Source organism: Streptomyces sp. BBFR51 (assembly GCF_044591655.1).
Taxonomy (GTDB): domain Bacteria; phylum Actinomycetota; class Actinomycetes; order Streptomycetales; family Streptomycetaceae; genus Streptomyces.
Genome location: NZ_CP172448.1, coordinates 7,958,850 through 7,979,473, shown reverse-complemented (window position 1 = coordinate 7,979,473; position 20,624 = coordinate 7,958,850). Strand labels below are relative to the sequence as shown.

Here is a 20,624-nt window from a genome sequence, read left to right as displayed (position 1 = left end):
TCAGCCCAGTGTCAGCAGCACCGTCGCCGCTGCCGCGCCGATCAGGCCCACGGCCTGTCCGCGATCCACGCGTTCGTGGAGAAGCGCGACGCCCAGGATCACGGGCAGCGCCGGATAGAGCGAGGCCAGGACCACGGCGACCGAGAGCAACTGCCGTTGGGCGGCGAGGAGATAGAGGATCAGACCCAGGGCGGCACCGGCACCGATCAGCAGCGCCTCGGCACACCGGCGCGGCGGCAGCCGCAGGCGCCCGGAGTGCCGTACGACACCGGGGAGCAGCAGGAGGACGGCGGCGACACGGCCGGCCGCCACGGGCCACAGCCCGCTCTCGGGACCGGCCTGCCCCAGGGCGAGGTACTGGACCGCGACGCCCGCGCTGGCCAGCAGGCCGTCGGTGACGGCGTGGCCCGGACCCGTGCCGCCGCCGGAGACGAGCCAGAGGGCGGGCACGGTGACGACGATCCCCAGCCAGGCGACCGGGCCGGGACGGTCGCCGAGGAGCAGCACACCGCACAGGACGGAGAGCGCGACTCCTGTGACGGCGCTCACCGGCACCACGACGCTCATCGCGCCGCGGCTCAGGCCCCGGTTGAGGAAGTGCATGGCGGCGCCGCTGCCGACACCGGACAGGGCGCCCCAGAGCAGGTCCGTCGGGCGCACGCCGTCCGCGGTCACGAGGAGGGCGGCCAGGCAGGCGAGGGCGAGTCCGCCGGCCTGTCCGAGAAAGGTGACGGCGGCGAAGTGAACGCGTCGGGAGAGCAGGCCGCCGGCGAAGTCGACGACGCCGTAGCAGACGGCCGAGGCCAGTGCGAGCAGAGCACCCATCCAGCAGGGGTGCCCGGGGCGGGGGCTCCGATGCGCCGAGGAGTCTCAGGCGCCGGTCAGGCCGCCCGCACGGACTCGGGGGCCGCGCCGGCCCACTCCGTGACGAGCCGCTGGTACTCCGCGCGCTGCTCGACGCTCAGTGTCCCGCCCGACCGGAGCCACAGGGCCCGGATCTCCTCGTTGACCTCGGCAGCCGATCGCTCGGAGGAGGGTTCAACAGTGGTGGACATGCTGTGAAGCATACGGCGCCCGGCGTGAAGACGATGTGAGTAATCGCGAGCTAAACGGACATATCAGACCGTGTTACTGATCACGTCGAGTTTCCCATCTGTCAAGACCTACCGGCGAGTTCGTTCGCCGCACATGTGTCCTGCCGCACACGGCACGCCTGTTCACGCCTGTTCACGCCTGTTCACGCCCGTTCACGCCTGCGCGGCTCCCAGCACCAGCACCTGGATCGCCAGCACGGCGGCGCCGCGCGCCCAGTCGTGGAAGTCGGACACCCTGGTCTCCAGGCCGACCGGTGCGGCCCGCGGATGCCGGTTGTCGCGGACGGCCTGCGCCACCACCTCGCCGGCCACGTCCATCAGCCCGACCCCCTCCCCGGCGAGCAGGATCTTCTGCGGCATCACGAAGTTGGCGATCTGCGCCACCAGGGTCCCCAGCGCGCGCCCGGCCTCCGTGACGACCCGCGCGGGCATGGGCTCCCCGGCGGCGGCGGAAGCGAGGATCTCCTCGTAGCTCCGGTCCCGGCCGGTGGCGGCCCGTACCTGGTAGCGGATGTTGGGGATGGTCAGCAGGGAGACGGCGCTGCCGCGCCGGCCGTCGGGGGTGAGCGGACCGTGGGGGTCGAGAATCCAGTGGCGCCCGAACCCGCGGTCCTCGTCCCCCGCGTACGGCACCCGCCTGCCGCCGAGCACGAGTCCGTACCCGAGGCCGGCGCCGATGGTGAGGACGACGAAGCGGTCCAGGCCGCGCCCCGCCCCGAACCAGGTCTCGGCCTCCACGAAGGCGGCGGTGTCGTTCTCGACGACGACCGGCAGTCCGGTGCGCTCCTCGACGAGCGCGGCCAGCGGCACCCCCCGCCAGCCGAGGAAAGGGGACTCGCCGACCACGGCCCGGTCCTCGACGAGTCCGCCGACGCCGACGCCGATCCCGGTGACGCCGGGCCGGCCGCGGGACAGTTCGCCGGTCATCTCGGCCAGCAGTCCGGCGACCTCGGCGGGGTCGTGGGTGGCGAGCGCGCGGTCGTGCCGGGCGACGATCTCGCTCCTGAGGGTGGTGACGACGCCGTACACCATGTCCTGAGTGATCTTGAAACCGAGGAAGTACCGGGAGTCGGCGACCACGTCGAGCGGCTGGGACGGGCGGCCCTGCCGCGCCCCGGCGGGCCCGCCCGTCTCCGGGACCTCCACCAGCAGCCGTGACTCGATCAGCGGCTTGGTCAGCCGGGTGAGGCTGCCGGGCGAGAGGCCCAGCCGCCGGGCGATCTCGCTGCGGGACAGCGGGCCGTGCACGAGCACCTCGATCGCCACGGAGCGCTCACCGGGGCTCAGGGGAGGCCAGCTTTCGGCACTGGTGGGCATCACCATCGCGCTCCACTTTCTTCCATACCGGAAACAACGAAGTCACTTTATGTCCCCCACGACCGTCGGCAAAGGCTGGGAACGATGTTCGCACGACCCCTTGACGCGATGATTGTTCCGCACCAAAAGTAAATGAAGTCCAAGCCGCCGCATGCGAGGGGAGTCTCCCGATGGCCATCGCCTCCAGCAGCCGAGCCGGGAACCGGGGTGACGGACGTCTCGCCGCGCTGTTCGTCGCACCGGCGTTCCTGGGCTTCGTGGTCTTCCTGCTCTGGCCGACACTGCGGGGCGTCTACCTGAGTTTCACCCGTTTCAACCTGCTGACCCCGGCGAAGTGGGTGGGCCTGGACAACTACGTGCGGATGGTCCACGACCCCATCTTCTGGGACTCGCTGCGGGTCACGGTCGTCTACGTGGTCATCAACATCGGCGTGCAGACGGTGTCGGCGCTGGCCGTCGCCGTGCTGCTCCAGCGGCTGACGCAGTCCTCGGTACTGCGCGGCATCGTGCTCACGCCGTACCTGATGTCCAACGTCGTGGCCGGCATCGTCTGGCTGTGGATCCTGGACACCCAGCTCGGCATCGGCAACGAGATCGTCGCGGGCCTGGGGCTCGAGCGCATCCCGTTCCTCGCCGACGAGACCTGGGCGGTCCCGACCATCGCGCTCATCAACGTGTGGCGGCACGTCGGCTACACCGCGCTGCTGCTGTTCGCAGGGCTCCAGGCGATCCCGGGCGACATGTACGAGGCCGCGAAGGTGGACGGCGCGAGCGAGTGGCGGATGTTCTGGCGGATCACCATGCCGCTGCTGCGGCCGGTCCTCGCGGTCGTCCTGATCATGACGGTGATCGGGTCCTTCCAGGTGTTCGACACCGTCGCCGTGACCACCGCGGGCGGACCGGCCAACGCCACCAACGTGCTCCAGTACTACATCTACGGCGCCGCCTTCGGCCGCTTCCAGTTCGGCTACGCCTCGGCGATGTCCGTCGCGCTGCTCGTCGTGCTGAGCGCCATCACCTTCGTCCAGTACCGGCTCACCCGGGCCGGCCGGACCGACCTCGGATGACGGAGAGGAGAACGGGATGACCGACATCACGTCCGTGCCCGGCACCACGCCCGTGACCGTGGCGGACCGCGTGCCCCCCGCGACGACGGCACGGCGCGGCGGACGCCGCCTCTCCCCCGGGCGGATCGCGGCCTGGGCGGTGATGGCCGCGATCGTGCTCATCACGCTGCTGCCCTTCTACTGGATCCTGCGCACCGCGCTGTCCACCAACACCGGGCTGGCCGGCCACCCGGCCGACCCGCTGCCGGTGGACCCCACCGCGGGCGGCTTCGAGCGGGCACTGGGCCTGCAGTCCGCCGAGGAGGCGATCGCGCAGGGCGGTGCCGGCGGCGGGCTCAGATTCTGGCGGTACCTGCTCAACTCCGTGCTCCTCTCGACCCTGGTCACGGTGTGCCAGATCCTCTTCTCCGCGATGGCCGCGTACGCCTTCGCCCGGCTGCGCTGGCGGGGCCGGGACACGGTCTTCACCCTGTTCCTGGCCGGGCTGATGGTGCCCGCCATCTTCACCCTGCTGCCCAACTTCGTGCTCATCAAGGAACTCGGCCTGGTGGACTCCCTGCTGGGCATCGCCCTGCCGACGATGTTCATGACCCCGTTCGCGGTGTTCTTCCTGCGGCAGTTCTTCATGAACATCCCGCTGGAGGTGGAGGAGGCGGCCCTCCTGGACGGCGCCGGCAAGGTGCGGGTCTTCTTCCGGGTGCTGCTGCCGATGGCGTCGACGCCCGTGCTGACGCTGGCCGTGCTGACGTACATCACGTCCTGGAACGACTACTTCTGGCCGCTGATGGTCTCCTACAGCGACAGTTCGCGCGTGCTGACCGTGGCGTTGGCCGTCTTCCGCGCGCAGACCCCGCAGACCGGCACGGACTGGTCGGGCCTGATGGCGGCCACGCTCATCGCGGCACTGCCCATGCTGCTGCTCTTCGGCCTCTTCGCGCGCCGCATCGTCAGCACCATCAGCTTCACCGGCATCAAGTGAGGGGACGGGCATGCGATTTCGTACGGTCACGGCACTGACCGGGGCGCTGGCACTGTCCCTGGTGAGCGGCTGCGCGCAGGGCGACGGCTCGGGGTCGTCGCGGAACACGGTGTCGTACTGGCTCTGGGACGCCAACCAGCTGCCCGCGTACGAGGCGTGCGCGAAGGGCTTCGAGAAGCGCAACCCGGGGCTGGACGTGAAGATCTCCCAGATGGGCTGGGACGACTACTGGACCAAGCTCACCGCGAGCTTCATCGCGGGCACCGAGCCTGACGTGTTCACCGACCACATCCAGAAGTTCGGCCAGTTCGCCGACCTCAAGGTGCTGGAACCGCTGGACGACCTCGGCATCGAGGACGCCGCCTACCAGCCCGGCCTGGCCGCCAGCTGGCTCGGCGAGGACGGTCACCGCTACGGCGCCCCCAAGGACTGGGACACCGTCGCCCTGTTCTACAACGCGAAGATGGCCAAGGACGCCGGGCTGAGCGCCGAGGAGCTGAACGGGCTCGCCTGGAACCCCGAGGACGGCGGCACCTTCGAGAAGGCGGTCGCCCACCTGACCGTGGACGCCAAGGGCAGGCGGGGCGACGAACCGGGCTTCGACAAGGACGACGTCAAGGTCTACGGCCTGGCCACGGGCGGCGGTGGCGACGGCGACGGGCAGACCACCTGGAGCCACTTCGCCGCGTCGGCGGGCTGGACCTACACCGACAAGAAGCGGTGGGGCACCGAGTACCGGTACGACGACGACACCTTCCAGTCGGTGATCAAGTGGTACTTCGGGCTGGCGGACAAGGGCTTCATGGCCCCGTTCACCGACTACTCCCCGTCCAACCAGGCCAACGCCCAGGTGGCCGCGGGCAAGGCGGCCACCGCCTTCGACGGGGCGTGGATGATCTCGACGTACGCCGGTTTCAAGGGCCTCGACGTCGCCACCGCCGTCAATCCGGCGGGCCCGACCGGCAAGCGGGCCACCATGATGAACGGCCTCGCGGACTCCGTCACCAAGAACGCCGACAACAAGCCGGGCGCCCTGAAGTGGGTGAAGTACCTGGCCTCCGAGGAGTGCCAGCGCACGGTGGGCGGCTACGGCATCGTCTTCCCGGCAACCCCCGACGGCACCGAGGCGGCCGTGGCGGCGTACGAGAAGAAGGGCGTCGACGTCTCGGCCTTCACCCGGCCGGTCGACGACAAGAAGGCCTTCGCGACCTTCACGTACCCGATCACCGACTACGCCGCCGACGTGCTGGCGCTCATGCACCCCGCCATGCAGGACATCTACGGCGGCGGCAAGCCGGTCGGCGGCCTCGACGAGACCAACGAACAGATCAATCTCATCCTCGACCAGTGACACGACGAGTGACACGACCAGTGACGCGACAAGTGAAGGGCACGCCATTCATGACGTTCTCCCTCGGCATCGTCGGTGCCGGCCAGTTCTCCGGGCAGTTCGCCAGGCTGTTCCTGGCCCACCCGGGAGTGAGCGACGTATTCGTCACCGACCTGCTGCCGGAGCGGGCCGAGCGACTCGCCGCCGCCGAAGGCCTCTCCGGCACCTTCCCCAGCTACGAGGCGATGCTGGAGTCCGAGGCGGTCGACGCCGTCGCGATCTTCACCCAGCGCTGGACCCACGGCCCGCTCGTGCTCCAGGGGCTGGGCGCCGGCAAGCACGTGTACTCGGCGGTCCCCATGGCGATCAGCACGCAGGAGATCGCGGACATCATCGACGCGGTCAAGGCGACCGGGCTGACGTACATGATGGGTGAGACCAGCCAGTACAACCCGGCGACCGTGCACGCCCGCAACAAGATCGCCGAGGGTGCCTTCGGGCGGCTCTTCTACGCCGAGGGCGACTACGTCCACGACATGGACCTGGGCTTCTACGAGGCGTACCGGTACAGCGGCGGCGAGGGGTGGAAGGCCACCGCGAGCTATCCGCCCCTGCTGTACCCGACCCACTCGGTGGGCGGGGTGCTGGGCGCGTGGCGGACGCACGCGGTCAGCGTCTCGGCGATCGGGGTGGTGGACGGGCGCGGGGACGGGGTCTTCGACCGGTCGGTCAGCCAGTTCGACAACGACGTCTCCAACGCGACCGCGCTGTTCGAGGTGGCGGGCGGCGGGTCGTTCCGTACGAACGAGTTCCGCCGGGTCGGTTATCCCTCGCACATCCGGGAGTCCCGTTTCCGGTTCTTCGGCACCGAGGCGAGCATGGAGCAGCTGGCCACGGTGGCGATGTGGCAGGACAAGACCGGGGTTCAGGACATCAGCGAGCTGCTGGAGCCCAAGCCCACCACGTCCCCCGACGACCCCTCGCTCCAGCATGTCGCACCGGAGCTGCGGGCCGCCTTCACCTCGGGTTCGGCGCCGGTGCACGACCGGGCGCGACTGCCGCGGGCGTTCGACCACATGCACAACGGGCACGAGGGCAGCCACCACTTCCTCGCGGACGACTTCGTGCGGGCGGTCGACTCCCGGACCCTGCCGTCCGTGAACGCGTGGGTGGCGGCCCGCTACACCCTGCCGGGCATCGTCGCGCACGAGTCCGCGCGGCAGGGCGGTGTCAGGCTGGAGATCCCGGACTTCGGGGACGCGCCCGAGCTGTGACGCCCGCACGCGAGCCGGGCGCCCCCGTGCGTCAGGTGCCCGGCTTGCGGCCGTACACGTAGACGTCGTCGTTCTTCTTCAGCAGCGACCAGTACTTCTTGGCGGCGGTCTTCGTCATGTTGACGCAGCCGTGCGAGCCCGGCGGGCTCCACATGCTGACGCCGACCGAGTGGAAGGCCTGGCCGCCGTCGAAGAACTGGCTGTAGGGCATCGGCACGTCGTAGATGGTCGAGACGTGGTCGATGTTGCGCCAGTAGACCTTCTTCAGGCCGGTGCGGGTCTCGTAGCCGTTGCGGCCGGTGCGGACCGGCACCGGGCCGTACACGAGCTTCTTGCCGTCCTGGATCCAGCTCAGCTGGAGGGTCAGGTTCACACAGGCGATACGGCCCTTGTTGGTGGGGCACTTGCCGGATTTGTTCGGGTTCTTGCCGACGGCCTTCTGCTTCGTCATCAGGTCCATCACGCCCCAGGTGATGGGGCCCGCGTAGCCGGCGTTGGGCTGGATGCCGTGCTTGGTCTGGAAGGCGCGGATCGCCTTGCAGTCGGCGGTGGACTGCTTGCCGTCGGCCTTGCGGCCGAGGAACTTCTCCACCTTCTTCTGGTACGGGCCCGCTGTCGGGTTGCAGCTCGCGGCCTGGGCCGGCGCGGCCGTGAGCGCGAGTGTGAGCGGTGCCACCAGTGCGGTGACCCCGAGTGCGACGGCTCCCCGTCTGCGTATGTCCCCCATGGCCGGTCATGCCTTTCGCGTCGAGGCGGTGCGCTGGGCGGAAGGTCGCCTTCGTGCGATCCCCGCCTGCTAGACCGTCGGGTGCGGGCTTTGGTTGCGCCCCGCCCGCCGCCGCGACGAAACAGTGACAAACACCACCGGCCCGGACCCGCCCGCTCAGGCCGTACCGTCCGGCTCCTGCAGAGCCCGCCGGAAGCCCGTGTTGACCGCGGTCAGGCCGCCGTCGACCGCCAGCGTGGTCCCGGTGATCCAGGAGGCGTCGCGCGAGGCGAGGAAGGCGACGGCCGCCGCGACGTCCTCGGGCTCGCCGACCCGGCCCAGCGGGTACAGCCCCCGTATCGCCGCCAGTTCCTCGTCCCGGCCCTCCCAGGCCGTGGTGCGCACCGTGCCCGGCGTCACGAGGTTCACCCGGACACCGCGCGGGGCCGCGTGACCTGCGAGGGTGCGGGTCAGCGAGGCGAGGCCCGCCTTGGCCGCGCTGTAGGCGTGGTTGCCGAAGTCCTGGACCGCGTTGACCGAGCCGATGCTCACGATCGCGCCGCGCCCCGAGGCCGCCAGGTGGGGCAGGGCGGCCCGGCAGCAGCGGTAGGCGCCGGTGAGGGTGACGTCGAGGTCGCGGGCCCAGACCTCGTCCGGCTCGTCCTCGAAGAGCGGGGCGTCGGGCGCGCAGGCGTAGGCGTTGTTGACCAGCACGTCGAGGGTGCCGAACGTGTCCACGGCGTGGGCGACGGCCGCCTCGACGGACGCCCGGTCGGCCACGTCGCAGGCGAACGCCTCGACGGCGAGGCCCTGTTCGGCCATGCCTCCAGCCGTCCGCCGCGCCGCGGCGAGGTCCACGTCGGTCAGCAGCACCCTCGCCCCCTCCGTGGCGAGCCGGCGCGCGGTGGCCGCGCCGATGCCCCGGGCCGCGCCCGTCACGAGTACCGCGTAATCGGTGAACCGCCTGGTGTCCGTCATGCGCCCGACCGTACTGCCGCGCCGATCACCCCGGGCGGATACCGTGCGGCCATGTCCGAGTTCCTCCAGCAACTCCCCGCGCTCATAGGCGTCGTCATCGGTGCGCTCGGTTCCTATCTCGCCGTGGTCCGCAGCGACCGGGCCCGGTTCCGGCGTGAGACGGCGGCCCGCTGGGAGGAGCGCCGACTCGCGGTGTACGCCGACTACGCGCGCACGCTGAAGGCCTCCGTCACGCTGACGTACCGGGTCGCCGCCCACCTCGGCAACGACCCCCACCCGCATCCGCTCACGCCCCGGGAGGCCGCCCGCCCGCAGGCCGAGGCCGCCCTCGCCAGGGACCCGGCCGGCGAGGCGCTGATCCTGCTGGGCAGCAGGGAGGTGGTGGAGAAGGCGCGGATCTGGGTGGTGGCGGTGATGGAGATGGAGCGCTTCCTGCGCGAACAGACGCGCGATCCGCAGGCGTGGCGGGCCCTGCTGGAACGGCAGCGCGCCGCCCGCGAGGGCTACTACACGGCCGTACGGCAGGACCTGGCCCTGCCGCCGGGACACGGTGCCCGGTGGCCGCTGCCGCCCGTCAGCGGTAGCCGGTGACGTCGGCCGGCTTGTCCGGGTCCTGGACCTCGACGAGATAGCGCCAGGCGTCCGGACGGCTGCCGTCGAGGTCGGTGAAGCCGTATTCCTGGGCGAGTCCGCCGCTGGAGAGGGACTGTCCGTTGAAGCGCGCCACGCCCGGGTCGGCGGCGAGGGCGGTGACGGCGCGGCCGATGTAGCGGGGCGTCTCGGAGATGGCGAAGTGCGGGACGCGGTCGAGGGCGTCGCGCCAGTTGTCCTCGCGCACGCCGAAGTGGTCGAGCATGATCTCCGAGCGCAGCCAGCCCGGGGTCAGCGCGAGGGCCGTGGCGCCGCGCGGCCCCACCTCGTGCCCGAGGGAGAAGGCCATGCGCAGGACGGACGCCTTGGCGAGGTCGTAGAAGAACGAGTTGCGGTAGTGGTCGCGGTTGTAGGCGTCGGTGCCGTCGGTGACCTCGACGACCAGTCCGCCGGGGCGGCGCAGCAGCAGCGGCAGCGCGTGGTGGCTGGTGATGGCGTGGGTCTCGACCGCGAGCCGCAGGAGCCTGAGCCCGTTGTCGAGGTCGTGCTCCCAGACGGGGCTGTCCCACTCGTAGAGGGTCTCGCCGCCCCAGATGTCGTTGACCAGGATGTCGAGGCGGGCCTGTTCGCGGGCGACGCGGTCGACGAGCGTGGCGACCTGCGCCGCATCGAGGTGGTCGGCGGGTACCGCGATGCCGTGGCCGCCGGCCTCGGTGACCAGGTCGGCGGTGTCCTCGATGGTCTCGGGGCGGTCGTACTCCGAGCGCCGGGCGCGGGTGCTGCGGCCGGTGACGTAGACGGTGGCGCCGGCCGCGCCCAGTTCGACGGCGATGCCCCGTCCGGCGCCCCGGGTCGCCCCGGCGACCAGTGCGACCCTGCCTGCCAGCGGACCTCTCGGTGACCCTGCCATGTCCGGCTCCCGTCCTCTCCCTCACGTCCCGCACGAGCGATGTCGTGTTCGAGGGTGCCCGGGAAGCCGGACATCTTCTGTCACCTATACCGCGTGTCCCGCGGCGATCCTGAACGCGCCCGGCCGGGGTCAGTGCCCGCGCTTGATCCACTCCTCCAGGTGCGGGGCCTCGGCGCCGATGGTCGTGGAGTCGCCGTGACCGGTGCGGACCTCCGTCTCCGGCGGCAGGACGAGCAGCTTGTCGCGGATCGAGTCGATGATGGTCGGGAAGTCGGAGTAGGAGCGGCCGGTGGCGCCGGGTCCGCCATGGAAGAGGGTGTCGCCGGTGAAGACGGTGCCCAGGCCCGGGTCGTAGAGGCAGACCGCGCCGGGTGCGTGACCCGGGGTGTGCAGGACGGTCAGGTCGGCGCCGGCGGCCTCGATGACGAGGTCGTCGGTCAGCCAGGCGTCGGGGTCCCGGTCGGGGTGGGTCTGCCGCCACAGGGGCAGGTCGTCGCGGTGCAGCCAGATGGTGGCGCCGGTGCGCTCGGCGAGCGCGGGCGCGGCGCCCACGTGGTCGTTGTGGGCGTGGGTGCACACGATGGCGGTGAGGCGCCGGTCCCCGACGGCCTCGGCGATCGCGTCGGCGTCGTGGGCGGCGTCGATGACGACGACCTCGTGGTCGTCGCCGACGAGCCAGACGTTGTTGTCGACGTCCCAGGTGCCGCCGTCGAGGCTGAACTGTCCGGAGGTGACGAGGCGTTCGATGCGGGCGGCCATCACAGCACCACCACCGAACGCAGCACGTCGCCGGCGTGCATCCGGTCGAAGGCCTGCTCCACCTCGTCCAGTTGGATGGTCTCGGTGACGAACTTGCCGAGGTCCAGGCGGCCCTGGAGGTGGAGGTCGATGAGCATCGGGAAGTCGCGGGAGGGCAGGCAGTCGCCGTACCAGGACGACTTGAGGGACCCACCGCGCCCGAAGACGTCCAGCAGCGGCAGTTCCAGCTTCATCTCGGGGGTCGGTACGCCGACGAGGACGACGGTGCCGGCCAGGTCGCGGGCGTAGAAGGCCTGCCGGTAGGTCTCGGGACGGCCGACCGCCTCGATGACGACGTCGGCTCCGAAGCCGCCGGTGAGTTCGCGGATCGCCTCGACGGGGTCGTTCTCGCGGGAGTTGACGGTGTGGGTGGCGCCCATGGAACGGGCGGTCTCCAGTTTGCGGTCGTCGATGTCCACGGCGATGACCTTCGAGGCGCCCGCCAGGTACGACCCGGCGATCGCCGCGTCGCCGACGCCGCCGCAGCCGATGACGGCGACGGTGTCGCCGCGGCCGACGTTGCCGGTGTTGATGGCGGCGCCGATGCCGGCCATCACCCCGCAGCCCAGCAGGCCGGCCACCTGTGCGGAGACGGCGGGGTCGACCTTGGTGCACTGTCCGGCGGCTACCAGCGTCTTCTCGGCGAAGGCGCCGATGCCGAGGGCCGGGGAGAGCTCCTGGCCGGTGGCGGCGAGGGTCATCTTCTGCTCGGCGTTGTGGGTGTCGAAGCAGTACCAGGGCCGCCCGCGCAGACAGGCCCGGCACGTGCCGCACACGGCGCGCCAGTTGAGGATCACGAAGTCCCCGGGGGCGACGTCGGTGACGCCGGCGCCGACGGACTCCACGACACCGGCGGCCTCGTGGCCGAGCAGGAAGGGGTAGTCGTCACTGATGCCGCCCTGCTTGTAGTGCAGGTCGGTGTGGCACACCCCGCAGGCCTGGATCTTGACCACGGCCTCGCCCGGGCCGGGGTCGGGCACGACGATCGTCTCGATCCGCACCGGCTCGTCCTTGCCCGGTGCGATCACGCCGCGTACTTCCTGCGCCATGGTCCTGACCCCTTCCTCGGCCGTTCTGTGTTCCCCCCAGACCCTACGCGCAAGTGATCGGGAAGGGGCAGGTGACAGGGCGGTTCGCGGGGTGCGGGAGGCCGCCCGCGCACCGGCGGTTCGTGCCGCCGGGCGCCGACGTAGCCTGAGGGCCTCGTCCGCGTGCCGTACCGTGCCGAAGGAGCAACGTGACCACCGCAGAGCCGGAGACCGTTCAGCCAGCCTGGCGGCTGCTCCTGTCCTACGTACGGCCGCACCGCGGGGCCCTGTTCGCGGGCGCGCTGCTCTCCCTGGTCACCGGCGCCACGGGGCTGTTGCTGCCGCTGGTGGCGCGGGAGCTGATCGACGACCTGTCCCACGACCGGACCATCACCGGTGCCCTGCTGGCCATGTCGGGGCTCGTGGTCGCCAACACGGCGCTGGGGGCGCTGGGTTCGTACGTGTTGCGGCGCACCGCGGAGTCGGTGGTGCTCGGGGCGCGGCGCACCCTGTCGTCGTATCTGCTGCGGCTGCGGATCACGGCGGTGGACCGCACCGAGCCCGGCGACCTGATGGCGCGGATCACCTCCGACACGACCCTGCTGCGCGAGGTCACCACCGACTCCCTCATCGGCCTCGGCACCGGCGGGCTCACGCTGGTGGCGACGCTGGTGATGATGGGCGTGGTCGACCCGGTACTCCTCGGGGTCACGCTGGCGGTGGTGCTGGGGGCCGGGACCGTGCTCGGGCTGATCGTGCCGCGCATCAACCGCGCGAGCCGGCAGGCGCAGGACGCGGTGGGCGTGATGGGTGCCGCGCTGGAGCGGATACTCGGCGCGCTGCGCACGGTGAAGGCGTCGGGCGCCGAGCCCCGGGAGGAGCGGGCGCTGCACGAGGCCGCCGAGGAGTCGTGGCGGCAGAGCGTGCGCGCCGCCAAGTGGTCGGCCGCCGCGGGCAACACGGCCGGGCTCGCGATGCAGATCGCCTTCATCACGGTGCTCGCGGTGGGCGGCGGGCGGGTGGCGACGGGGGCGATCGACGTGGGCACGCTGGTCGCGTTCCTGCTGTTCGTCTTCTATCTGATGTCGCCGATCCAGCAGGTGGTCGGCGCGATCACGCAGTACCAGACGGGCCGGGCGGCGCTGGGCCGCATCCAGGACGCGCTGCGGCTGCCCGCGGAGCCGCACGCCCGGCCGGTCCCGCTGCCCTCGCCCGGCGCGCAGCCCGCGTCGGTGGCCTTCCACGACGTCCGCTTCCGCTACGCCGACGATCTGCCGTACATCCACCACGGGGTGAGCTTCGAGGTGCCGGCCCGGGGGATGACGGCGTTCGTCGGCCCGTCCGGCGCGGGCAAGACCACCGTCTTCTCGCTGATCGAGCGGTTCTACGACCCGGGCTCCGGGGAGATCACGCTGGACGGCCAAAGCCTCGCGGACTGGGAGCTGGCCTCGCTGCGGGCCGCGATCGGCTACGTGGAGCAGGATGCCCCGGTGCTGTCCGGCTCCCTGCGGGACAACCTGCTGCTGGGCAACCCCGAGGCGGACGAGGGCACCGTCGCCGGCGTGCTGAAGACGACCCGTCTCGACGGTCTGGTCGGGCGGTTGCCGAACGGCCTGGAGACGCTGGTCGGTCATCGCGGCACCAAGCTGTCCGGCGGCGAGCGCCAGCGGGTCGCCATCGCCCGCGCGCTGCTGCGCCGTCCCCGGCTGCTGCTGCTCGACGAGGCCACCTCGCAGCTGGACGCGGTCAACGAGGCGGCGCTGCGCGACACCGTGGCCGACGTGGCCCGGACGACCACGGTGCTGGTCGTCGCCCACCGGCTGTCCACGGTGACGACGGCCGACCGGATCGTGGTGATGGACGCGGGGCGGGTCCGCGCGGTCGGCACGCACCGGGAGCTGGTGACCGCCGATCCGCTGTACGCGGAGCTGGCGGCCACCCAGTTCCTGGCGACCGGCGGCTGACGCGGACGTCAGCCCAGGGCGGGGACGGCGCCGAAGAGGGGCGAGACCAGGCCGGTGACCTGCTGGAGCTGGTCGAGGTCGTTGAGCCGGTTCAGCTGCTGCGACGGCAGGGGCAGCTGGGCCCGGTCCTCGGCGGGCATGTCACTGACCGCGAGCGAGTCGAGGGTGTTCGTCACGCTGAGCTTCTCCGTGCCCAGCGGGCCCCCGCCGGACGCGCTCGCCATCGGGGCGGCGAGGCCGGTGACACCGGCGGCGAGCCCGACAACGGCGACGATACGTCGTGTTGAGATCATGTGCTGAGCAACGCCGGTGGGCCGGGGGCGGACACGGGCCGGCGGTGCGGCTCACCCGTGAGGACGAGTGTCACGGCCGCCGTTGCCGTGGGCCCGGGGACGGAGGAAGCTCGAAGGAGAGGGCCACTGCGGCCCGTTCCCCCCTTCGGGCCGCGGCCTTCGAAGGAGGTCGTCATGAGCACCACGGCAGGCCCCGGCTTCGACACCGAAGCACTGCGCCGGGGCATCGAAGGAGAGACGGCGGCACCTCTGTTGTCGCTGTACGCGCGGGACGCGGAGGTCCGCGTCGTCGACCGGTACGACCAGCCCAGCCGTCCCAAGGTGCTGCACGGCCGGGACGAGATCGCCGAGATGCTCGACGACGTCTACAGCCGCGACATGACCCACCGCATGGAGCGCTGCGTCGTCCAGGGCGACCAGGCCGCGTTCACCGAGGAGTGCACCTACCCGGACGGCGTGCGGGTCCTCGCCGAGTCGATGCTGTCGCTGCGGGACGGGAGGATCGCCGAGCAGACCGTCGTCCAGGTCTGGGACGAATAGCCGACGCGTGGTCCGGACGGTCCTCGGTGAACGTGGTCTCCAGGCCGGGGCGTGAACACCCCCGCCACCACTTTCTCGACCTCGCCGGAGCGCCCGTCCAGCCGTCGCGCCACACAGCGGCTGACCGCCCAGTGGTACTCGCGGTAGGCAGCGCTGAGACGGCACGTGGACCGTGGCGCTGCCGGCCTTCGCCGCACCGATGTGTGAGGCGGCCCGACAGGGGTAGTCGCCCGGCAACGGATGAGGCATGCATGTCCTCGGCACCACTCCCCCGGAAGGAGGTCCGTGACAGCGCACTCAAGAAGAAGCGTCCGGGCCGCTTCCTGCGACACGGAGCGGCCCGGTCCGCACCGGGCGGCGTCCTGACGGGCGCTGCCCGTCTCTCGTCCGGCTCGTCTTCCTCCGGCCCCTTCACCGTGGCGGCAGCCGGTGCAGTTCGACCTCCCCCAGCCTGCCGTCGGCGACCATGACGGTCAGGTAGGTGCGGTACGGCTGACGGCGACGGTCCGTGGGCGATCCGGGATTGAGCAGCCGCAGTCCGGTGGACGCGGTGGTGTCCCACGGGATGTGGCTGTGCCCGAAGACGAGGACGTCGAGGTCGGGGAAGCGGGTGGCGCAGCGTCTCTCGCGTCCCTGGGCGGCGCCCGTCTCGTGGACCACGCCGAAGCGCAGGCCGCCGAGATCGGCGTACGCCACCTCGGGCAGCCGGGCGCGCAGTGCGGGTCCGTCGTTGTTGCCGTACACCCCGAGGAGTCGGCGGCTGCGGCTCTCCAGCAGGTCCAGGGTGGCCGTGTCGACCCAGTCCCCCGCGTGCAGGACCACGTCGGCGCGCGGGATCTCCGCCAGCAGTGGAGCCGGCAGTCCCTTCGCCCGCTTCGGCAGGTGGGTGTCGGACATGAGCAGCAGACGCACGGAGCCAGCCTAATGGCGGGGGGCGGCGCACCGGCACCGCGCAATCAGCAGGTAAAACTGTTCAGTCTCACTGGACAGTTTTACCTGTCGAAATTACCGTGGCGTCATGGACGCGAACGCTTCGGGTCCCGACCTCTCCGGAGAAATCCGCCTGAAAGGCACCCCCTCATGGCAGTCACCGCCCTCGACCCCCGCACCGCTCTCGTCGTGATCGACCTCCAGGCCGGTATCGTCGGCGCGCCCACCCAGCCGTACAGCGGCGCCGAGGTCGTCGCCCGCAGTGCCGAACTGGCCGATGCCTTCCGGGCCCGCGACCTGCCCGTTGTGCTGGTCCGGGTCTCCTTCGCCGCCGACGGGGCGGACGCGGTGCCGGGTCGCACGGAGGTCGGCGGGGCCGGCCGGTCCCTGCCCGAGGGCTGGGACGTCGTCGTCGACGAACTGGCGGGCCACCCCGACGACATCACCGTCACCAAGCGCAACTGGGGCGCGTTCCACGGCACCGGCCTCGACGTCCGGTTGCGCCGCCGCGGCGTCACCCAGATCGTGCTGTGCGGCATAGCCACCAGCATCGGCGTGGAGTCCACGGCCCGCGCCGCCCACGAGCACGGCTACCACGTCACGCTCGCCACCGACGCCATGAGCGACATGAGCGCCGAGGCGCACCGGGGCAGCGTCGAGCGGATCTTCCCGCGTCTCGGCGAGACGGGCACGACGCAAGAGATCCTGGAGCTGCTGGCCAAGACGCGCTGCTGACCGGCGGCCGGACGCCGCGGGGCGTCAGTCCACGACGGTGTCCTGCTTGAACGGCTCCCACCAGGCCCGGTTGTCCCGGTACCAGGCGACGGTCTCGGCCAGCCCGGCCGTGAAGTCGCGGCCCGGCCGGTAGCCCAGCTCCTCGCGGGCCCTGCTCCAGTCGACCGAGTAGCGCAGGTCGTGGCCCTTGCGGTCCTCGACGTGCACGACCCGGTCCCAGTCGGCGCCACAGGCGTCCAGGAGCAGGCCGGTGAGGTCGCGGTTGCTCCACTCGGTGCCGCCGCCGATGTTGTACACCTCGCCGGCCCGGCCCCCGGTCCGCACGAGGTCGACGCCCCGGCAGTGGTCGTCGACGTGCAGCCAGTCGCGGACGTTGCGCCCGTCCCCGTACAGCGGCACCCGGCGGCCGTCCAGGAGGCGGGTGACGAACAGCGGCACGAGCTTCTCGGGGAACTGGCGCGGGCCGTAGTTGTTGGAGCACCGGGTCACCCGTACGTCCAGGCCGTGGGTGCGGTGGTACGAGAGGGCCAGCAGGTCGCCCGACGCCTTCGAGGCGGAGTACGGGGAAGTGGGCCGCAGCGGGTGCTCCTCGGTCGCCGAGCCGGACTCGACGGAGCCGTAGACCTCGTCGGTGGAAACGTGCACGAAGGGCCCCACGCCGTGCCGCAGGGCGGCGTCCAGCAGGTTCTGGGTACCTACGACGTTGGTGAGGACGAAGTCGGCCGCGGCGTGGATCGAGCGGTCCACATGGGACTCGGCGGCGAAGTGCACCACCTGGTCGGCCCCGGCCATCAGCCTGTCGACGAGCGGGGCGTCGCGGATGTCGCCGTGCACGAACTCGAGCCGGGGATGGCCGAGTTCGAGGTTGGCGGTGGTTCCGGCGTAGGTGAGCGCGTCCAGCACCGTGATGCGCGGTGCCCCGGGCACGTCGGAAGCGAGGAGCGTTTCGACGTACCGGGAGCCGATGAACCCGGCGGCGCCGGTGACCAGGATGTTCATGAACGGTTCAGTGCCTTGCTGCGCTCGGGGACGGGGCCGGGGGACGCCCCTGACGCTACCCGCGTGCCCCGCGTCGTCCGTGACCGGCCCGGAACCCGCACCGCGCCGGCAGCGAGGCCGGCGCGCTGGGCGGTGTCACCACCCTCGGGGCTCGGTCAGTCCTCGCCCCGGACGATGTTCGACTCCTGGCCCGGTTGCGGTGCGCGGGGAGCGCTGCCGTCCTCGACGGCGGGTACGCAGGTGCGCATCAGGCCCCTGCTCCGCAGGCGGCGGGCCTTCGACCATCCTGTCTCCAGCCGACGGACAGCGGGTTTCCCGCTGGTGTCCGTGGTCACGAGGCATCATCTTCCTTCTTCTTTTCCGCGTCCGGTGCGGTCGCCCCTCCGGGTCCCCGGTCGGGCCACCGTGAAACGCCGGTCACCTGAGGCGGGCGGCGGCGCTCACCGGCCGCCCACCGGGACCTCGCTCCAGACCTGCTTGCCTCCGCTGACCGGCAGCGTCCCCCAGGTCGCCGACATCGCCTCGACGAGGAGGATGCCGCGTCCGCCCGTGGCCTCCCAGCCGATACTGGTCGGCTTGACGGGCGTACGGGGTGAGGCGTCGGCGACCGCGACGCGCAGCCGGCCGCTGATCAGGGTGAGGTCGAGGCGCACCTTGCCGTCGGTGTGCACCAGGGCGTTGGTGACCAGTTCGGAGACGATCAGCAGGACGCCGTCGACGTCGTCGTCCGGTACGCCCCAGGAGCGCAGGGTGCGCCGGGTGAAGCGGCGGGCGTGCCGCACGGCCTCCGGCAGCCGCCACACCGACCAGCTCTCCCGCAGCGGGCGCAGGGACATGCCGTCGTAGCGCACCAGCAGCAGGGCGACGTCGTCGTTGCGGCGGGCGTTGCCGAGCAGGGCGTCGGCGACGAGCCCGAGGTGGGAGGGGTCGGAGACGGCCAAGGCGTGTGCGAACCGGTCCATGCCCTCGTCGATGTCGGCGTCGGGCGTCTCCACCAGGCCGTCGGTGGTCAGGGCGATCAGCGTGCCGGGCCGCAGCCGCAGCGGGCTCATCGGGAAGTCCGCCTGCGTCACCACGCCGAGCGGCGGGCCGCCCTCCACCTCCGCGATCTCCGTACTGCCGTCGGGGTGGCGCAGCACCGGAGGCAGGTGCCCGGCCCGCACGCACCAGGCGGAGCCCTCCTCCATGTCCAGCTCGACGTAGACGCAGGTGGCGAAGAGGTCGGTCTCCATGCCCGTCAGCAGCCGGTTGGCGTGGGAGACCACGACGTCGGGCGGGTGGCCCTCGACGGCGTAGGCGCGCAGGGCCGTGCGCATCTGGCCCATCAGGGTGGCGGCGCCGGCGCTGTGGCCCTGGACGTCGCCGATGACGAGGGCCACGTGGTGGTCGGGCAGCGGGATCACGTCGTACCAGTCGCCGCCCAGCTCGAGGCCGGCCGTGCTGGGCAGATAGCGGGCGACGGCGACCGCGCCGGGCAGCTTCGGCAGCCGGCGCGGCAGCAGCTGACGCTGGAGCATGCCGACCAGTTCGTGCTCGGCGTCGAAGGCGTGGGCCCGCATCAGGGCCTGCCCGGCGAGACCCGCGGAGGCGGTGAGCAGGGCGCGTTCGTCGGGTCCGAAGTCGTGCGGGGTGTCCCAGCCGATCAGACAGGCGCCGGCCATGCGGCCCCCGGCGGGCAGCGGCAGCACGGCCAGGCCGCCCGGGCCGACGTCGGCGAGGGCCGGTTCCAGGTCGCCGGTGCCGGCGGGCCAGATCCGGGCGCGCCCCTCGCGCAGGGCGGCGGCGAGGGTGGGCATGGCCCGTACCGGCGCGTCCGGCCACTCGGTGCGCCACTCCAGCCGCCACAGCTCCGGCCAGGACTCCGGTTCGGGCGGGTCGAGGACGGTGACGACGAGCCGGTCGTTCTCCAGCTCGGCGAGCGCGATCCGGTCGGCGCGCAGCGGCCTGCGCAGGGCGGCGACGACGGCCTGGCTGACGTCCCGGACGGTGCCGGCGGTGGCCAGCGCGGCGGCGAGCCGCTGGACGCGGGCCACGTCGGTGACGTCCGGGCGCAGGGTGGAGGCGTCTGCGACGGTGCCGACCAGACGCGTCGGCCGGCCGTCGCCGCCGGGCAGCAGGCGCCCGCTCAGCCGCAGCCACCTCGGCGGGCCGGTGGGCTGCTCCACCCGGAACTCCAGCTCACGGTCGCCGATGGACATGTGGTCGGATTCGGTCACCGACATCAGCGAGGGCAGGTCCTCCGGCACGGCGAGGCCGAGCAGTGTCTCGACCTTGCCGTCGAACTCGTCGGGGGCGAGGCCGAACAGGCGCAGGATGTCGTCGCCCACCTCCACCCGGCCGGTGTCCATGGCCAGGGTGAAGGCACCCGGCTGCAGCTCCCCGGCCTCCGCCGAGGCCGCGGCCGCTGCCACTGCCTGTGCCGGGGCGGGGCAGGTCATGGCCTCGGCGATCAGTTCCAGGCACCGGCGGTCCTCGGCGTCGAACCCCTCCGGGCGCTCGGTCAGAGCGAGGAGGCAGCCGCCGCCGTCCCCGCGCACGGGCAGCGTGGCGAGCGAGAAGCCGCTGGAAGGCACGTGCCGCGACTCGGCCGATCCGGCGAACTCCTCGGGCCCGACCCACACCGCCTCGCCCGCGCGGTGGGCGTCGGCCACCGGGGAGCCGCCCGCCGCCGGGTAGCTGTCGCGTACTCCGTACAGGGTTCGCGGCGCGCCGGCCGACTCGGCCAGGCAGAGCAGCTCGCGGTCGTCGCCGGGCGTGTACAGGGCGGCGAGGGAGGCGCCCGCGAAGACCAGCGCCTGTTCGAGGATCCGGCGCGGCCGCTCCTCGGGCTCCGGGCCCGCCGCGATCGCTTTCAGGGCACCCTCGGCACGCAGCGTCCTCGATCCGCGTTCCGCAGCGCCCTGTCCGACCACGTCGCCATTACAGCGCTTATGCGACACCCGCGCAGCCCCTAGGGACGGGGTACCGGCGCTCGAGGGCCCGCAGGGGGCTCGCGGACGGGGCGCCGCGCACACGCGTGGTCGCGTGCCGACGAGCCGTACGCCCGTGAGCTCCCCGGCCGCCGGCACGTGCGGGTGGGAGGCGGGGCCGG

General features: G+C 72.0%; 21 protein-coding genes. 8 read left to right on the top strand and 13 right to left on the bottom strand.

Annotation, left to right across the window (positions count from 1 at the left end; all coding sequences use genetic code 11):
- From ACGH7X_RS36210 to ACGH7X_RS36200, 3 genes are all read right to left on the bottom strand, one after another.
- The gene (locus ACGH7X_RS36210) at positions 1 to 825 is read right to left on the bottom strand and encodes an EamA family transporter (protein WP_399893852.1); all 825 of its coding nucleotides are present in this window, start codon (positions 823 to 825) and stop codon (positions 1 to 3) included.
- Between the two features lie 56 nt (positions 826 to 881).
- Positions 882 to 1,067, bottom strand: coding sequence for a hypothetical protein (locus tag ACGH7X_RS36205; protein ID WP_399893849.1), 186 nt, complete (start codon positions 1,065 to 1,067; stop codon positions 882 to 884).
- A gap of 180 nt (positions 1,068 to 1,247) precedes the next feature.
- A complete protein-coding gene (locus ACGH7X_RS36200) occupies positions 1,248 to 2,411 on the bottom strand; it encodes an ROK family protein (protein ID WP_399893846.1) in 1,164 nt (387 codons plus the stop codon).
- Between the two features lie 170 nt (positions 2,412 to 2,581).
- On the opposite strand from ACGH7X_RS36200, the gene ACGH7X_RS36195 reads away from it, so the two are divergent.
- From ACGH7X_RS36195 to ACGH7X_RS36180, 4 genes are read left to right on the top strand one after another with little or no spacing between them, the layout of a single operon-like run.
- Positions 2,582 to 3,478 carry a carbohydrate ABC transporter permease gene (locus ACGH7X_RS36195; protein WP_399893844.1) on the top strand — a complete coding sequence of 299 codons (897 nt, stop codon included), beginning with the start codon at positions 2,582 to 2,584 and terminating at the stop codon, positions 3,476 to 3,478.
- 16 nt (positions 3,479 to 3,494) lie between these two features.
- Positions 3,495 to 4,457, top strand: coding sequence for a carbohydrate ABC transporter permease (locus ACGH7X_RS36190; protein WP_399893841.1), 963 nt, complete (start codon positions 3,495 to 3,497; stop codon positions 4,455 to 4,457).
- 10 nt (positions 4,458 to 4,467) lie between these two features.
- A complete protein-coding gene (locus ACGH7X_RS36185) occupies positions 4,468 to 5,808 on the top strand; it encodes an ABC transporter substrate-binding protein (RefSeq protein WP_399893838.1) in 1,341 nt (446 codons plus the stop codon).
- Between the two features lie 50 nt (positions 5,809 to 5,858).
- Positions 5,859 to 7,061 (top strand): Gfo/Idh/MocA family protein, encoded by a 1,203-nt coding sequence (locus ACGH7X_RS36180; RefSeq protein ID WP_399893835.1) that lies wholly within the window; start codon positions 5,859 to 5,861, stop codon positions 7,059 to 7,061.
- Between the two features lie 31 nt (positions 7,062 to 7,092).
- Here ACGH7X_RS36180 and ACGH7X_RS36175 read toward each other — a convergent pair whose 3' ends face one another.
- On the bottom strand, positions 7,093 to 7,788 hold the full coding sequence (locus tag ACGH7X_RS36175; protein WP_399893832.1) for a L,D-transpeptidase family protein: 696 nt from the start codon (positions 7,786 to 7,788) through the stop codon (positions 7,093 to 7,095).
- 156 nt (positions 7,789 to 7,944) lie between these two features.
- Positions 7,945 to 8,745 (bottom strand): SDR family NAD(P)-dependent oxidoreductase, encoded by an 801-nt coding sequence (locus ACGH7X_RS36170; RefSeq protein ID WP_399893829.1) that lies wholly within the window; start codon positions 8,743 to 8,745, stop codon positions 7,945 to 7,947.
- A 51-nt stretch (positions 8,746 to 8,796) separates the two neighbouring features.
- On the opposite strand from ACGH7X_RS36170, the gene ACGH7X_RS36165 reads away from it, so the two are divergent.
- Positions 8,797 to 9,336, top strand: coding sequence for a hypothetical protein (locus ACGH7X_RS36165; RefSeq protein WP_399893827.1), 540 nt, complete (start codon positions 8,797 to 8,799; stop codon positions 9,334 to 9,336).
- On the opposite strand, the gene ACGH7X_RS36160 is transcribed toward ACGH7X_RS36165, so the two are convergent.
- From ACGH7X_RS36160 to ACGH7X_RS36150, 3 genes are all read right to left on the bottom strand, one after another.
- Positions 9,320 to 10,246: an SDR family oxidoreductase gene (locus ACGH7X_RS36160; RefSeq protein ID WP_399893824.1), complete on the bottom strand. Its 927-nt coding sequence runs from the start codon at positions 10,244 to 10,246 to the stop codon at positions 9,320 to 9,322. The genes ACGH7X_RS36165 and ACGH7X_RS36160 overlap by 17 nt on opposite strands.
- A 129-nt stretch (positions 10,247 to 10,375) precedes the next feature.
- Positions 10,376 to 11,005 carry an MBL fold metallo-hydrolase gene (locus ACGH7X_RS36155; RefSeq protein WP_399893821.1) on the bottom strand — a complete coding sequence of 210 codons (630 nt, stop codon included), beginning with the start codon at positions 11,003 to 11,005 and terminating at the stop codon, positions 10,376 to 10,378.
- On the bottom strand, positions 11,005 to 12,093 hold the full coding sequence (locus ACGH7X_RS36150) for an S-(hydroxymethyl)mycothiol dehydrogenase (RefSeq protein ID WP_399893818.1): 1,089 nt from the start codon (positions 12,091 to 12,093) through the stop codon (positions 11,005 to 11,007). The genes ACGH7X_RS36155 and ACGH7X_RS36150 overlap by 1 nt, the downstream gene beginning before the upstream one ends.
- Before the next feature lie 188 nt (positions 12,094 to 12,281).
- Here ACGH7X_RS36150 and ACGH7X_RS36145 point away from each other — a divergent pair, with 188 nt between their 5' ends.
- The gene (locus tag ACGH7X_RS36145) at positions 12,282 to 14,036 is read left to right on the top strand and encodes an ABC transporter ATP-binding protein (protein WP_399893815.1); all 1,755 of its coding nucleotides are present in this window, start codon (positions 12,282 to 12,284) and stop codon (positions 14,034 to 14,036) included.
- Between the two features lie 8 nt (positions 14,037 to 14,044).
- Here the strand turns inward: ACGH7X_RS36145 and ACGH7X_RS36140 are convergent, their stop codons facing one another.
- A complete protein-coding gene (locus ACGH7X_RS36140) occupies positions 14,045 to 14,329 on the bottom strand; it encodes a hypothetical protein (protein WP_399893812.1) in 285 nt (94 codons plus the stop codon).
- Between the two features lie 174 nt (positions 14,330 to 14,503).
- Between ACGH7X_RS36140 and ACGH7X_RS36135 the strand changes: the two genes are divergently transcribed.
- Positions 14,504 to 14,869 (top strand): nuclear transport factor 2 family protein, encoded by a 366-nt coding sequence (locus tag ACGH7X_RS36135; RefSeq protein ID WP_399893809.1) that lies wholly within the window; start codon positions 14,504 to 14,506, stop codon positions 14,867 to 14,869.
- A gap of 411 nt (positions 14,870 to 15,280) precedes the next feature.
- Here ACGH7X_RS36135 and ACGH7X_RS36130 read toward each other — a convergent pair whose 3' ends face one another.
- A complete protein-coding gene (locus tag ACGH7X_RS36130) occupies positions 15,281 to 15,781 on the bottom strand; it encodes a metallophosphoesterase family protein (RefSeq protein WP_399893806.1) in 501 nt (166 codons plus the stop codon).
- Positions 15,782 to 15,949: 168 nt separating this feature from the next.
- Between ACGH7X_RS36130 and ACGH7X_RS36125 the strand changes: the two genes are divergently transcribed.
- Positions 15,950 to 16,534, top strand: a complete 585-nt coding sequence (locus ACGH7X_RS36125) for a hydrolase (protein WP_399893803.1) — start codon at positions 15,950 to 15,952, stop codon at positions 16,532 to 16,534.
- Positions 16,535 to 16,558: 24 nt separating this feature from the next.
- Here the strand turns inward: ACGH7X_RS36125 and rfbB are convergent, their stop codons facing one another.
- The 3 genes from rfbB to ACGH7X_RS36110 form a co-directional block, all read right to left on the bottom strand.
- On the bottom strand, positions 16,559 to 17,533 hold the full coding sequence (gene rfbB / locus ACGH7X_RS36120; RefSeq protein WP_399893800.1) for a dTDP-glucose 4,6-dehydratase: 975 nt from the start codon (positions 17,531 to 17,533) through the stop codon (positions 16,559 to 16,561).
- Positions 17,534 to 17,688: 155 nt separating this feature from the next.
- Entirely contained in the window at positions 17,689 to 17,868 is a 180-nt protein-coding gene (locus ACGH7X_RS36115) for a hypothetical protein (protein WP_399893797.1), read from the bottom strand.
- 105 nt (positions 17,869 to 17,973) lie between these two features.
- Positions 17,974 to 20,472, bottom strand: a complete 2,499-nt coding sequence (locus ACGH7X_RS36110; RefSeq protein WP_399893794.1) for a SpoIIE family protein phosphatase — start codon at positions 20,470 to 20,472, stop codon at positions 17,974 to 17,976.
- Between the last annotated feature and the right edge of the window lie 152 nt (positions 20,473 to 20,624).